This window comes from Streptomyces sp. NPDC054047, assembly GCF_055585065.1.
In genome coordinates this window covers 894,130-906,983 of sequence record NZ_JBVJKV010000003.1, presented here as the reverse complement: position 1 = coordinate 906,983, position 12,854 = coordinate 894,130, and the positions used below count along the sequence as shown (strand labels likewise).

12 protein-coding genes and 2 pseudogenes are annotated in these 12,854 nt (G+C 68.2%); 6 read left to right on the top strand and 8 right to left on the bottom strand.

Annotated features, from left to right (window positions below):
- Positions 1-34: 34 nt before the first annotated feature.
- Positions 35-596, top strand: a pseudogene (locus tag ACZ6ZP_RS15655) (class I SAM-dependent methyltransferase); the annotation flags it as partial.
- A 550-nt stretch (positions 597-1,146) separates the two neighbouring features.
- Here ACZ6ZP_RS15655 and ACZ6ZP_RS15650 read toward each other — a convergent pair.
- Positions 1,147-1,686, bottom strand: coding sequence for a YbhB/YbcL family Raf kinase inhibitor-like protein (locus ACZ6ZP_RS15650; protein ID WP_351156183.1), 540 nt, complete (start codon positions 1,684-1,686; stop codon positions 1,147-1,149).
- Between the two features lie 162 nt (positions 1,687-1,848).
- Between ACZ6ZP_RS15650 and ACZ6ZP_RS15645 the strand changes: the two genes are divergently transcribed.
- Together ACZ6ZP_RS15645 and ACZ6ZP_RS15640 are read left to right on the top strand one after the other, a co-directional pair.
- Positions 1,849-2,565: a GntR family transcriptional regulator gene (locus ACZ6ZP_RS15645; protein ID WP_351156186.1), complete on the top strand. Its 717-nt coding sequence runs from the start codon at positions 1,849-1,851 to the stop codon at positions 2,563-2,565.
- Positions 2,562-3,425 (top strand): SCO6745 family protein, encoded by an 864-nt coding sequence (locus ACZ6ZP_RS15640; RefSeq protein WP_399972429.1) that lies wholly within the window; start codon positions 2,562-2,564, stop codon positions 3,423-3,425. The genes ACZ6ZP_RS15645 and ACZ6ZP_RS15640 overlap by 4 nt, the downstream gene beginning before the upstream one ends.
- A 325-nt stretch (positions 3,426-3,750) precedes the next feature.
- On the opposite strand, the gene ACZ6ZP_RS15635 is transcribed toward ACZ6ZP_RS15640, so the two are convergent.
- The gene (locus ACZ6ZP_RS15635) at positions 3,751-4,089 is read right to left on the bottom strand and encodes a helix-turn-helix domain-containing protein (protein ID WP_351156191.1); all 339 of its coding nucleotides are present in this window, start codon (positions 4,087-4,089) and stop codon (positions 3,751-3,753) included.
- Positions 4,090-5,544: 1,455 nt separating this feature from the next.
- Between ACZ6ZP_RS15635 and ACZ6ZP_RS15630 the strand changes: the two genes are divergently transcribed.
- Positions 5,545-6,606, top strand: coding sequence for a fatty acid desaturase family protein (locus tag ACZ6ZP_RS15630; RefSeq protein ID WP_469407084.1), 1,062 nt, complete (start codon positions 5,545-5,547; stop codon positions 6,604-6,606).
- A gap of 292 nt (positions 6,607-6,898) precedes the next feature.
- On the opposite strand, the pseudogene ACZ6ZP_RS15625 reads toward ACZ6ZP_RS15630, so the two are convergent.
- The 5 genes and pseudogenes from ACZ6ZP_RS15625 to ACZ6ZP_RS15605 form a co-directional block, all read right to left on the bottom strand.
- A pseudogene (locus ACZ6ZP_RS15625) lies at positions 6,899-7,439 on the bottom strand (helix-turn-helix transcriptional regulator); the annotation flags it as partial.
- Positions 7,440-7,500: 61 nt separating this feature from the next.
- The gene (locus tag ACZ6ZP_RS15620; RefSeq protein WP_351156196.1) at positions 7,501-8,313 is read right to left on the bottom strand and encodes a phytanoyl-CoA dioxygenase family protein; all 813 of its coding nucleotides are present in this window, start codon (positions 8,311-8,313) and stop codon (positions 7,501-7,503) included.
- Positions 8,314-9,179: 866 nt separating this feature from the next.
- The gene (locus ACZ6ZP_RS15615) at positions 9,180-9,674 is read right to left on the bottom strand and encodes a hypothetical protein (RefSeq protein WP_351156199.1); all 495 of its coding nucleotides are present in this window, start codon (positions 9,672-9,674) and stop codon (positions 9,180-9,182) included.
- Between the two features lie 123 nt (positions 9,675-9,797).
- Positions 9,798-10,169, bottom strand: a complete 372-nt coding sequence (locus ACZ6ZP_RS15610) for a hypothetical protein (RefSeq protein WP_351156202.1) — start codon at positions 10,167-10,169, stop codon at positions 9,798-9,800.
- Between the two features lie 138 nt (positions 10,170-10,307).
- On the bottom strand, positions 10,308-11,291 hold the full coding sequence (locus ACZ6ZP_RS15605) for an ArsR/SmtB family transcription factor (protein WP_399972423.1): 984 nt from the start codon (positions 11,289-11,291) through the stop codon (positions 10,308-10,310).
- 313 nt (positions 11,292-11,604) lie between these two features.
- On the opposite strand from ACZ6ZP_RS15605, the gene ACZ6ZP_RS15600 reads away from it, so the two are divergent.
- The gene (locus ACZ6ZP_RS15600; protein ID WP_469407080.1) at positions 11,605-11,763 is read left to right on the top strand and encodes a hypothetical protein; all 159 of its coding nucleotides are present in this window, start codon (positions 11,605-11,607) and stop codon (positions 11,761-11,763) included.
- A complete protein-coding gene (locus tag ACZ6ZP_RS15595; protein WP_469407079.1) occupies positions 11,763-12,272 on the top strand; it encodes a DUF6420 family protein in 510 nt (169 codons plus the stop codon). Before ACZ6ZP_RS15600 ends, ACZ6ZP_RS15595 begins: the two co-directional genes overlap by 1 nt.
- Positions 12,273-12,296: 24 nt before the next feature.
- Here ACZ6ZP_RS15595 and ACZ6ZP_RS15590 read toward each other — a convergent pair whose 3' ends face one another.
- The gene (locus ACZ6ZP_RS15590) at positions 12,297-12,740 is read right to left on the bottom strand and encodes a hypothetical protein (RefSeq protein ID WP_468616784.1); all 444 of its coding nucleotides are present in this window, start codon (positions 12,738-12,740) and stop codon (positions 12,297-12,299) included.
- Positions 12,741-12,854 lie beyond the last annotated feature (114 nt).

The following is a 12,854-nucleotide window of genomic DNA, read 5'->3' as shown; positions in this document are numbered from 1 at the left end:
CTCCCCCGCCGCTCCCGTTGGTAGCCTCCCGGGCGTGGCAGACGAGGCCTACGAGAATCCCAGGCTGGCGGCGCTCTACGATCCGCTCGACGCGGACCGCGGCGATCTGGACGTGTACGCCGACGTGGCAGCGGAGCTGAAGGCACGTCAGGTGCTCGACGTCGGCTGCGGCACGGGCACGTTCGCCCTGCTCCTCGCCGATCGAGGTCTGCGGGTGACCGGCGTCGAACCGGCCGCGGCCTCCCTCGACGTCGCGCGGTCCAAGCCCGGCAGCGAACGCGTGCGATGGCTCCACGGCGACGCGACGGCGCTCCCGGACATGCGGGTGGACCTCGCCACCATGACCGCCAACGTGGCCCAGGCGATCGTCGACCCCGAGGCGTGGGAAGGCACCCTGCACGGTAATCCATGCCGCGCTGCGGCCGGGCGGCCATCTCGTCTTCGAGACCCGTGACCCCGCCCGGCGGGCGTGGCGGGAGTGGAACCGTGCCGCGACCCGCCGCACGGTCGCCGTCGAGGGTGTCGGCGACGTCGAGACCTGGCTGGACATCACCGACGTCAGCCTGCCGCTGGTGTCCTTCCGCAGCACCGTCGTCCTCGGCCAACCGACGGAATTCGCTGACCTGCTGAAACATGGCCACCGGAGAGTGGGGATCCCGCGTAGGGATGTGGAGATTCCCGAAGAACTTCCGTACGGCTCTGTCGTCGATCCGGGTGGGAAACGCCCGTTCCCAGATTGGGAACGGGCTGGGTGCGAAGACTTCGAAGGTGGTGAGGAAGCCTACGAAGTCCGCTCGAAAGCCCCGTCGAAGCGCTCACCGATCCGGCTCGGGGCGATCGAGAGCGCGCCGATCGTCGATCGCCTGCGGGATCTGCACGAGCTGGGCGACGACCGTGCCATGAGCCAGTTCCCGGCAACGGAGGAGCTATTCCTCGTGCTGGAACACGCACAGAGATGGGGTGTGACCGAGATATGCGCCAAAGGGGCAATGGATGATCTTGAAGCCCTGAGCGCCCATCACCCGTCACCCGTTCGGCTCAGCGTCGGAGTGGCCAGCCGGTTCGCCGCAGTCCTCAACGCTTCCCACCGGACGTTGACCAGAAGGAGGGCCTGGTCGCGCTCGGCGCGGGCCTTATGGCTGTTCTTCAGGCGAAAGTCTCAGCGGTGGCTGTCAGGACCGCGCGGCCAAGGATGTGCCCGGCCATGGTGAAGCCGAGGGCGGCCGGGGTGGCGTCGGCGGGGACGTTGATGGACTCGACGTCGAGGGCATGCACCACGGTGAAGTAGCGGTGCGGGCCGTGTCCGGCCGGCGGGGCGGCGCCGATGAATCGGGCCGCACGGGCGTCGTTGGGCAGTTGGAAGGCGCCCCCGGGCAGGCCCAAGCCGGTGTCGTCGCCGGCACCTTCGGGCAGCTCGGTGACGGTGGCGGGGATGTCGGCGACCGCCCAGTGCCAGAACCCGGACCCGGTGGGGGCGTCGGGGTCGTAGACCGTGACGGCGTAGCTCCTGGTGCCTTCCGGGGCGCCGCTCCAAGAAAGTTGCGGAGAGACGTCCTTCCCGCCGGGAACGCCGGAGAGGCCGGAGTACTGCTCGATCGACCAGGGGCTGCCGTCGGTGACGGTGGTGCTGACAACGGTGAAAGAGGCCGCCTCGGGGAGACGGGCAAAGGGGTCGTTGGAACTCATGGTGTCGTGCCTCTCAGGTGCGCTGTGGGGTGGCGGTGATGCGGCCGACGGAGGTTCCGCCGTGGCGGCGTCAGGGGGCGACGTGGTCACGCTTCCCCTCACCACCGAGATCGACCCTAGCATCGATAATCGATTATTACTCAGATCGTCTATTGTGTGAGCATGACCCAGATGACTCACACCTCACCCTCATCGGGGAAGCAGATGCTCTCCGAGCAGGTCTACGCACACCTGCGGGACGCGATCATGCGCGGAGACCACGCCCCTGGTGATGCCCTCAAACCCCAGGACCTCGCAAAAGAGCAGGGCGTGAGCCTGGCCGTCGTGCGTGAGGCGCTCGTGCGGGTGGTCGGCGAGGGCCTCGCCGACCGGCTGCCCAACCGTGGCTTCGCCGTCCCCGCCTACTCCGACGGCCGCTGGCAGGAGATCGCAGAGGCCCGCCGGACCATCGAACCGGTCATGCTGCGCATGTCCGTCGAACGCGGCGACGTCGACTGGGAAGCCCGGGTGCGGGCCGCTCACCACCGCCTGACCCGCACCCCGGCATTCGTCCCGGAGGAGGGCGAGCACTACAGCAGCACATGGGCCGAAGCCCACCGGGTCTTCCACCGCACCCTCCTTGAGGGGTGCGCCAACCCCGTCCTGCTGGAGACCTTCGACCGGCTGTGGACAGCGAGCGAGCTGGCCCGCCGCTGGTCGGCACACCGCAACCCCGACCGGGACGGCGCCCTGGAGCATCGCCGGCTTGAGGAGGCCGCGCTCGCCCGCGACGCCGACACCGCGGCCGAGGTCCTGACCCAGCACCTCACCCAGACTGCGGCCGGACTGACCGACTGCCCCCACCACGAACCCACCGACGAACCCGGAGCGACAGCATGACGTCCATCGAGGCGAGCGCAGGCCGCCACTGTCACAACGCCGTCAGCCCCCTGCACGCGGCCATGTACTTCGCGCCGGAGCCCGAGGAAGAACTCACGGCACTAGGTCTTGAGCGCGGCCCCATGGTCTACCTCGCGGGCCGCGCCGCACCTCTCGGCACTGTCGACGCGGGCACCGTCACAGCGACGTTCTTCAACTTCAACCATGAGCACGTACGGCGGTACATCCCCGCCGCGTGGACCGTCACCACACCGCAGAAGGTGCTCACGGCACGGCTGCGCGGCGCGGACCGGACGCTGCAGCGGCTGCTCGGCAAGGAGGCCCTCGCATCCACGGAAATGACCGAGGCGGCCGAACTGGCGCTGCACGCCACCGAAGCCTGCCGGCGGGAGGCGCGGCCGTTGTACGCCGCCAACGCCGATCTCCCCGTACCCGAGGAGCCGCACCTGGCCCTGTGGCACGCGGCGACGCTTCTGCGCGAACACCGGGGTGACGGTCACCTCGCCGCCTTGGCGATCGTCGGCCTGTCCGGCATCGAGGCGCTGGTCCTGCACAACGCCACCGGCATGGCACCGACATCGGCGCTGTTCATGCGGACCCGCGGGTGGTCCGCACAGCAATGGGACACCGCCCGGGACCAGTTGCGCGAGCGCGGCCTGCTGGACGAGGCAGGCGACCTCACGCAGGAGGGCACGGCCCTGCGCGGCGAGACCGAGGTGCTCACCGACCGCCTCGACGCCGCCCCGTACGACCACATAGGCCCGGCCGCCACCGCACGCCTCACCGAACTGGCCGGCGGCTTCTCCAAAATCCTCAGGGCAGCGGGCGCCTTCCCCGCGGTGCACTTCGGCAAGGGCTGAGGGTCGGGGGCCGGCCTTGGGGAGTTCAGCGATCGGCGGGGACCCCGCGGATTTCACTCCGCGCGGGCGCACTTGTGCCACAGGTGCAGCCCCGCCTCGTTCTGCGACCATCTCGAACGCGCGCTCAGAACCGCGTCGGTCGCCCGGCCCGCTCACCCGCCTCGTGTATTCCGCCGCCTCGCGAGCCGCATTTCGTCGGTTCCCCGTCTTCGGCGAGACCTGGAAGCGCGACTCGGCCCACATCGCTCGCAGTTCCTGCTCGATGTGGCGCGAGCACGTGGCCAGCGGAAGACGAACTGTGGGGATGCCGTAGGTCTCAGCCGTCTCAGGCCGCGGCCGTGGGGTTCGCCGGTTCGGTGGCGCGGCGGTGTTCGGCGTTGATGCGCTGGGCTTCTTCGAGTTGGTCTTCGAGGATGACGATGCGGCAGGCGGCCTCGATGGGGGTGCCCTGGTCGACCAGTTCCCGGGCGCGGGCGGCGATGCGCAGTTGGTAGCGGGAGTAGCGTCGGTGGCCGCCGGCGGAGCGCAGCGGGGTGATGAGGCGGGCTTCGCCGATGGCGCGTAGAAAGCCCTGGGTGGTGCCGAGCATGTCGGCGGCCCGGCCCATGGTGTAGGCGGGGTAGTCGTCGTCATCGAGACGGCCGAAAGAGTCGTCTGCTGTCATTTCACCTCTCTGTGGAACGCGTGGAGGGGCCCGGGTGCCGTACTGGCACCCGAGCCCCGAAGGAACTGCTACACCATCTACCGGCCCTAGTGCTGCGCCGGCCTTCTGTTTCCGCTGACCCGACCTGGAAGCCGTCGGGGTTGCGGGGATCGCGGTTGCTTGACCGGAGACCACCTCACTATCGATGTCCTGCGGTACCCGGGCCCAGTGAATCCGCCCGGGCGATCCTGATGGCGCCTGGCTCCTCCGTTCTTCCCTCTTGTTCAGCTACTCCAACGGAACTGCTTGTACTGCGAACTGCTGGTGACCTGTGTCAGCGTCACGCTCCGGCAGCCAGCCCCGTCGCCGCTCCTGCATCTGCTCTGGCTTAGAACCCCACTGCCGAACCTCCCGGCACGCGCGTCCGCAGCCGACGCCTTCACCGAGGTGCTGCTCACTTACTTCACTGCTGAGTACCGCGAACTGCACTTGCTCGTACTGCGGTCCTACTCGCGGCGGCCCCTGATCACTGCGGGCCACCCGGTCCGGTCGTCAGTCCTGTCACCGTCCTGCAACCGCTCTGGCTTCGGAACTCCACCACCGCACCGTCCTGCGCACTGCAACTGCGGGTACTGCTGCCCGGCAGTTCGTCTCTGCCGGGCCTTGCTCGATCTCGGCTACGAGAGAAACCATAACCACACCACCACCCAATGTCTACTCTGACCGCGATAGATTTCCGTCTAAGTGACGGTTAGATATTCGAGCCCCATGAGAGACGGTGGGTTCAGCAACATCCACAGCAGCCGACTGTTCCCTGCCCACGCCCACAGGCCTCTGTGGCGCCGGGACGGCTGCGGCGGCAGCGGCGACTCGCCAGAGGGCCTCAGCCACAGCCGTCTGCGTCCATTCCCCGCACACGCGGTGAACGTCACCGCGGCGCTGAAGCGGGGTGAGCCGTCCTCGATCCTCGCCCGGATGCGGCACGGAACGCTGCGCGGGTTCATCCCGCACTACGTGTGGGCGGAAGTCACCGGCAGGACCGTTGGGACCGCCGTTACCGGTGCCCACGGGGGCAGCTGGATTGGCCAGGACCGCCGAACCGCGAACATCGCAGGTGATCGGAGAGCGGGTCTCGTCGCCGCCACTCCCCTTACGTGATGTGAACACGACGATGGGTACTCTGGATGCAAGATGCCCTAGCCCTTGGCTGCTCTTCCTGGAATCCCCGGAAGACGTACTGGCTCCGCACTCGGTCGCGATGACGGCGCTCGCAAGCAATGCGCCACGACTGTGCGGGTCCGATCTCTACGACACGTCGCCACGGCCGCGTGACAGATCACACCGCTACCGCCTGCCCCAGATCCTCGTGTGACGGTCTTGCCCGACGTCCACGCGCAGCGATCGGGCACCTGGCGGGAAAAGAGGCATCATGCCGGTCACCCTCCGCTCGTCGTCGGCGCAACAACAGGCCCGCCGATGAGCACGCAGACACCGCTGCGGGCGGGCACAGCCGTGGGCACACCGGTTCGACGCGGGGGCAGTGACTACGCCCGGCTGTCGAAGGAGATCAAGCACGCCGGACTGATGCGGCGCCGCCCCTTCTACTACGGCGTGCGGATGGCCTTGGTGGCCTCAGCCTTCGCCGGGGGCTGGCTGGCCTTCGTGGCCATCGGTGACAGCTGGTGGACGCTCGCTGCCGCAGCTTTCCTCGCTCTGGTCTTCGGACAGATCGCACTCGTCACGCACGACGTCGGCCACCGCCAGGTGTTCCGAAGGACCCCGGTGAGCGCGCTGATCGGGCGCCTCGCCGGCAACCTGGGGATCGGCATGGGCTACGGCTGGTGGCAGGACAAGCACTCGCGCCACCACGCGAACCCCAACCACGAGGAGCTCGATCCCGATGTCGCCCCCGACATCCTGGTCTGGAGTCAGGCGCAGGCCCGCGCGGCCAGCGGCCTGCCCCGCCTGATCGGGAAGGCGCAGGCCTATCTGTTCTTCCCCCTGCTGGCCCTGGAGGGCTTCAACCTGCACGTCGCAGGGGTACGCGCCCTCGCGGACCGGTCCCTGAAGCAGCGCAGGCTCGAGGGGACGCTGCTCACCGCGCACTTCCTGCTGTACTTCGGAGCCCTGTTCGTCATGCTCTCCCCGGGCAAGGCAGTGGTGTTCGTCGTGGTGCACCAGTGCCTGTTCGGGCTCTACCTGGGCGCCATCTTCGCCCCGAACCACAAGGGCATGCCCACGTTCACCGGCAACGACCGGCCCGACTTCCTGCGCCGCCAGGTCCTCACCTCCCGCAACGTGCGCGGAAGCTGGTTCACGGACGTGGTCCTCGGAGGACTGAACTACCAGATCGAGCATCACCTGTTTCCCAGCATGCCGTCGCCGAACCTGCGCAAGGCTCAACTCCTGGTCCACCGCTACTGCGACGAACTGGGCGTGGCCTACCTCCAGACCTCGCTCATCGCCTCCTACGGCCAGGCGCTCAAGAGCCTGCACCAGGCGAGCCGCCCCCTGCGACAGCAGCCCCGATCACTCTGACGCGTCGAGCGCCGGCGGCAAAGTCTCGCACCCGTGCTGTCGGCCTGCGCGGAGGGTCTTGTCTCCGCACCGGGGCGACGCCGCCCGCTTGAACTGCGGTGTCAACGGATCGTGATGATCCGGCTGGTCCCGAACGGAACTTCCTCCGCCAACCGTTCCCGTGCCCTCTGGCGGTCGCCGCCTGGTGCCACGCTGCCAGTGAACCCTCTCGCGAACCTCTCAGCGATAGGGGAGGCGAGCCAGACAGCGAAGCTGGACGGCTGTGCTGACCGTTGTGCCTCGACGCTCGATACTGGGGCCATGGCCGCGACAGCTTCTCCAGGCGCTCCAGGTTCCGCGGATCGATCCCACGGACAAAGTCCATGATCGCCTGGTTTGTCCCCGTATGCACCAGCGGTACCCGGGTCTTGAGCCCGACGACAGTGAAGTCCGCCTTGTCTACGACGCGGTATCGCACACTGCTGCTCCCTTCGATGGTGAGGCGGATGGCCATCTGGGACTGGGAGATGAGTGCGGCGCCGGTACGCCGGGCCTCGCCCGGTCCGATGCCGTGCATGGCACGGAACGCCCGCGCGAACGCCTCACCGGAGCTGTAGCCATAACGCACCGCGATCTCCAGCAGCGTGTCGCGCCCCGCGAGTACTTCGGCGCCCGCGAGGGTGAGCCGGCGGCGCCGGATGTACTCCGGCAGCGGCATTCCCGCGAGCGCGGAGAACATCCGGCGCAGGTGGTGCTCCGAGGTCGCCGCGATGCGCGCCAGCTCGGCTACGTCGATGGCCCGGTCCAACTGGCGCTCGATGTGCTCCGATGGCCTGGTTCAGCCGCTCCAACATGCCGTTCCCTTGTCCTTCCCCATTTCACCACCGCCTTGACAGCGATGGTCGTGAAGCACGCCTATCCGGCGCTGCGGTCGGTGCCGCCGCCGTCCGGACCGGGGGTGTTCTGTCCCAGGCCCCGGCGGATCGCAATCTCCACGGGTGAGTAAGCGCCGTCGGCCCGTTCCAGTTCGTACGGTGCGGCCGGCATCAGCGGCGGCTGGGCCATAAAGCGCGGCCGCACCCCATGGTGCGGTTGCGCCGCGTGCACCAGGAACGGATGGCACAGGAAGACGTCGCCAGGGGACCCGGTGGCAAGGGCGAGTGGCCGGTGGTCGGACGCCGCCACCAGATCGGGGGCGAGGGCCAGCCCGCTCGCCCCGTCCTCCCCGTACTTCTCAAGCACCTTCGGCACGTCGAGGTGCGAGCCGACCCGGATCCGGGTCGGAGCGTCCTGTTCACCGACCTCGCTGAACAGGAACAGCATCAGCAGCGCCCGGCCCTGGGAGCGCAGATTCGTGAAGTACCAGCTCTCGCCCTCCGGCAGATAGCTCCCCTCGATGTGCCAGCCCGCGTCGTCCGGCTCCTCCTCGTGCGGGAAGCGCAGCGGGAACGTGCCCAGCGAGTAGCGCGGCTCCCAGCGTCCCGCGCCGACGAGCAGGTCGTACGCGCGGTGCAGGGACGGTGAGTTGGGTGCGGCGGCGAACGGTCCCTGAGCCATGCCGGCCACCCAGTGCACGGGCTGCGTCCACGTCGACGGGTCGTCCGGGTCGCAGCCCGTCTCTCGCCACAGCAGCCGCGCGCAGTCCGCGGCCACGCGCGGCGCGACAGCGCCTTCCAGTTTCACGAAGCCGTCGCGGAGGAAACTTGATACCAAGGTCGTGTCATCCATGCCGCCATCGTGTGGCGACACCGGCCCTGGTCACCCGACATTTTCCGCACCGCCTTTATCGAGTGATCACCGGAGCGCGGTCAGGCGGCGCGCGCCACCAACCCGGCCTTGATCGTTCTCAGCGCAACGGCTGTGCCAGCGTTCCCCGAGGCCCGTGATTCTGGCGGGTCTTCACCCGGATCGCGCGCGAGGGGTTCGGGAGCGCCGGTGCTCTGACCCGGGAGAGCCAAGGGCAGCACGGCCGTAATAGGAGCGGCCACCAGCACGGGAATGATCTTCACGCCCTGCCCAACGCCCCGAAATGATCAGAGAAACGCCATGTCCTTGTTCTATTCCGCGAGCAGCGAAAGTGCCTTCCGAAGTGGTGAACATCTGCTGCTCGTTCTCGTGAACAAAGCCAGCCCCCCCCAAGCGTTCCGCAGGCCCTCGCCACCTGCTGGACGCGGAGGCGGAGGCACGATTGAAGGAGTTGTGGCCCGATACCTCGCGCACGGTGAAAGACATCGGGGAAGAGCTGGGGATATCCGTGGCATCAGTAAGCCGCTAGGTTGCCGAACTGCGCCTACCGCGTCGCAAGAAGTCCGCGCATCGTCAACGCTGACCCTCCGCCAGTTCCCCGACGACGATCGAGTCTTTCTTTCGCGGGCGGGCTCCTTGATGCCAGGGACGGGCGGCGGGCCGGGGCTCAGGGCACCGGCGGCCGCCACGCATCTGGCACGCTCATGACATCGGGCGGCAAAGACCCTCCGTCCGTAGTCACCAGATCGTTCGGCCGCACGGTGCCGACGGCACCGAAGAAGTCGACCGTGCGGCCGGAGAACTGCGCTTCGGTGAAGACGACCGCACCGCCAGGGAACTCCGCGCCGTCATTCGGTGCTGCCGTACTCGAATACCTTCTCGGTGGACCTACATTCCCCGCCCCACCGCAAGGAGGTGACATGCACTTTCAGCGTGCTGTTGGGGTCCCCGGCCATCATGACCCCGGGGGTTCCGGCTGGCCATCCGAGGGCGTCGGTGCGGTTGGTTTCCTGGAAGTGCAGGCATCCGTGTGCGTCACCTCTCGCTGTGTATCCACGCCAGCGGATGTGATCGGCTCCGGGGTCGCTTTGGCCGTTGTTGAAGATCACGTCCGCGCCGCTGTTGCCGTCCCAGTTCCCGTATGTGGCAACGGCCGGGTCCCTCGGGCTGTCGCTGTCATACACGCATACCTGGCCCGCCTTGCACCGCTGGATCGTCGCACTGGGGCTCGCCTGCGCTGAGCCGGCGGCACCAGCCAACAGCGTGAGGGCGGCCGCGCCGGCAGCCAGAGCTGAAATTCTTGTACGCACGGCTACACCTTTCTTGTTCTTCCGGTCTTTCACGGAGGAGGCCGTTGGCCGTTGTGGAAGGCGCTTCGCGCGGCTCAGACAAGGCATCGTCTGACGGTGATGCCTCTGCCCGAGCCGCTTTCGTAGTCAGACGTCTGTCAGGCTGGGCGGAGTCGATCAGCCTATTTCGCGCAGGTAGACGTTCGCCGTGTTCCCGAGGTCTCCGAGGTTGATATTTTGGACCTCGCCCTTGGGGCACGCTTTCGGGCTGTACAGCGTGTTTCCGGTCTTGGGGAAGAACGCGTAGACCTCAGCGCATTGGCCGTCAGAGGCAGTGTCCTTCAGCCAGCCTCGGACGTAGACCGAGGTGCTGCTGCACGAGATCGTCCAGTGTGCTTCCGCCCCGCTGGTATACACGTCCTTTCGGTCGCCGCAGCCGCCCTTCACCTGGATGGAACCTTCCGTGGTGGCGTTCGCCGCGGGCGCCGTGAATCCGATGGATGCCACGGCAGCCATGGCTACCGATACCGCGAGATGACGTACGGGCATGTTTCCCCCTTCAACAGCGGTTGCCGACCGGTCGAGCGGCACCAGCAGTCTGGGGTGGTTGCTGCACCGAGCGCGTGTGGTTTTGGCTCCAGCCAAAACGTCGGAGCGCATAGGGCGCCGGCACTGATGGCGTTGACTTCAGCGGCCGTTGAGCAGACGTCGACCCAGCGGTGTTGCGGTGTGCAGGACGCGCTTTCCGTCGCGCTGAGATGCGATAAGACCTGCGTCTCGCAGGATGGCCAGTTGCTGACTGGTACTTGGCAGGGATAACTCTGTGGCATCGGCGAGCTCGGATGTAGAGGCGCAGGCGAGTTCGGCCAGCTCGTACAGCAGCGCGGCGCGGGCAGAGCCCAGCAGGCGCGTCAACGACGTGACGGAAGCATCCGTCGGAGGCGGTGTCTTGTCGATCGGGTAGATCAGTACGGGCTGAAGATGGTCTTCGGCAAGGGTTATCGGTCGCTTCCAGCAGAAGTACGACGGCACAAGCAGCAGCCCTCTGCCTTCCAGGTGGAGATCGCGCTCGAGTGGATAGTCGACCGTCAGCACGGGCGCCTGCCAAGCCGCCATGGGCCGCAGGCTGCCGAACAGAGCCTGGATTCCACCGTTCGTCAAGGCGCGGGTTCGCAGCGCCGTATCCGCAGTCGCAGCCGTGTCTATACGGTTCCACAGGGGCGCGATGAGTCGCTGGTGGTAGGTGCGTAGGTTCTCGCCCAAGGCCTTCAGCGCCGTGGTGTCACCTCGTGCCAGCTCCGCGCCGAACTGGGGTCTTCCGCCGCTTGTTGCCAGCAGGGTCAGTTCGTGGCGCAAACGGTGGCGCGGCGTCGCAAGGACTCGGTCAAGACCGGATTGCAGATCATAGGGAGCGGGCGTGACGGAAGGGGTGAGGAAGTCCGGGAAGTAGGCGGCGTGCGGCACCAGAGTGCGCAGTGCCATCGCTGCCTCTCGTACTGCCCCGCTCCGGCGGGTCTGGTCGCTGGCCGCCCGCCGCCATGGATCGAAGGCGATGGCACCCTCGCGGGTCTGGAGACGGCACAAACTGCAGACGATCTCCCACAGCGGGTCGGGGCGCTGCGCCAGGCGCACGCTCTGCAGGTCTCGGCCGGTGAAGTGGATGCGCAGCATGGTTTCCCCCCGGTTGCCCAGCGGCGTCACCGAGGATCTTCGTCAGGCACGTCGGCACGGGTAAGGGAAAACTCGGCCAAGCACCTGCCTGTTGCCGGCCCTACGTGGGGCTAAGTGGGTCGGTCAGCGGACGGTACCGTCACCCGTTTCCCGGGTGTGACCGTGTTTCGTCGATGGCCTAGATCCAGGCTGTTCCGTCGCAGATGGTTGTCCCGAACGGCGAGCGGCCGGAACGTGCCGCACGCGTCCGCAGCAGAGGCCACCATGGGCCCGTACCGCCCGCCGACCCGCAGGAGAATCGCGCCCGTGATCCGTGCCCACCACTGGCTCAAGGGCGGCGCCGCCCAGCTCGGCGTTACTGTCCCCCGGCCTGCCCGGCCCGTTCGGTGTCTGGCCCACCGACGACCACCAGGACGACGAGGACCAGGAGCACGAGCTCGTCGTCGCCCGCGCGAGGGAGACGAGCACCTGATGACGATCGAGCACCGCGGCGCCGCCGGCCCGTACACCAAGTACGACGGGCTGCCCGTCCTGCACGCAACGGAGGTGAAGTTGCCGCTGATCCACCCGTACGCCCCGCCCGCCGCCGGGCGCTACGTCACGCCCGGCGGCGGGCGGCTGACCATCCCGGAGCTTGCGAAGAACGCCGCCCATCTGCGGGTCACGCTGGACCACCTCGGCTGTCCCGCCCAGCACACCGAGGAGAAGAACGCCGCCTTCAAGCGGCTCGCCCTGGCCACCGAGGGCTACTGCCTCCAGGCGAAGTGCCGGCACGCCGCCGCGTACGCGGGCGGGGTGCTCAGGTCGTTCGAGGTGCGCACCGGCAGCATTCCGCTCACCGCGTTCGTGCGCGCCGCCCTCGCGGTCGAGCTGGGCGACTTCGCCCTCGCCGACCGGCTCCTACAGGAGACCGAAGCGCGGTTCGGGCCGGTCCGCCAGGCAGAGGAGCTCGGCGAGGAAGACCAGGCAGCAGCCGGTTAGGTCCGATAGATCCAACAGGTCTGATCAGGTTGCCGCAGGGGCCGCCAGCAGCTCGGGGAGGACTGCCCACACGAAGGAGTCGATGCCGCGCAGGCCAGGGGCATGTTTGGCCAGGGTGGGCAGGAAGCGGTCCGGCTCGCCGTCCACGCCGTGGATCACCTTCACCGGCCTGCGGGTGATGTCGGCGAGGCCCTGCGCCTGGTCCATGACGGCGACGATCGAGTTGTTGAGGCGGCCGACGCCGGTCGCGGGGCCAACGCACTCGGGGCCGGCGCGGCCGACGAGGACGCGGGCCTGCCAGCCGAGGGGCTCGCGGGTGTAGTCGACGAGGACGCGCAGCACCCACACCGCCTGTTCGTCGTCGTCCAGGCCGTCGATCCCGTCGCCCTTGCGTAGCTGGTCGAGGCGTTCCTCGCCGGGGCCGGGCGTCGCCGCGACGGTGGCCATCCACTGCTCGAAGTCGCTCATGCCCGGTCAACGAGCGACGGGGGCGGACAGTGCGCTCGCGCAGCTCAGGCCGGGGCGGCGGGGCCGTGCTGTCTGCGTTCAGCACGGTTCCGCCGGTTGCGTGCCCATCCCTAT

Coding starts and splice junctions, on each gene's coding strand:
- ACZ6ZP_RS15630 (WP_469407084.1), top strand. CDS start 5,545: ATGAGCACGCAGACACCGCTGCGGGCGGGCACAGCCGTGGGCACACCG.
- ACZ6ZP_RS15605 (WP_399972423.1), bottom strand. CDS start 11,291: ATGCTGCGCATCCACTTCACCGGCCGAGACCTGCAGAGCGTGCGCCTG.
- ACZ6ZP_RS15645 (WP_351156186.1), top strand. CDS start 1,849: ATGACCCAGATGACTCACACCTCACCCTCATCGGGGAAGCAGATGCTC.
- ACZ6ZP_RS15610 (WP_351156202.1), bottom strand. CDS start 10,169: ATGCCCGTACGTCATCTCGCGGTATCGGTAGCCATGGCTGCCGTGGCA.
- ACZ6ZP_RS15635 (WP_351156191.1), bottom strand. CDS start 4,089: ATGACAGCAGACGACTCTTTCGGCCGTCTCGATGACGACGACTACCCC.
- ACZ6ZP_RS15650 (WP_351156183.1), bottom strand. CDS start 1,686: ATGAGTTCCAACGACCCCTTTGCCCGTCTCCCCGAGGCGGCCTCTTTC.
- ACZ6ZP_RS15595 (WP_469407079.1), top strand. CDS start 11,763: ATGACGATCGAGCACCGCGGCGCCGCCGGCCCGTACACCAAGTACGAC.
- ACZ6ZP_RS15640 (WP_399972429.1), top strand. CDS start 2,562: ATGACGTCCATCGAGGCGAGCGCAGGCCGCCACTGTCACAACGCCGTC.
- ACZ6ZP_RS15590 (WP_468616784.1), bottom strand. CDS start 12,740: ATGAGCGACTTCGAGCAGTGGATGGCCACCGTCGCGGCGACGCCCGGC.
- ACZ6ZP_RS15620 (WP_351156196.1), bottom strand. CDS start 8,313: ATGGATGACACGACCTTGGTATCAAGTTTCCTCCGCGACGGCTTCGTG.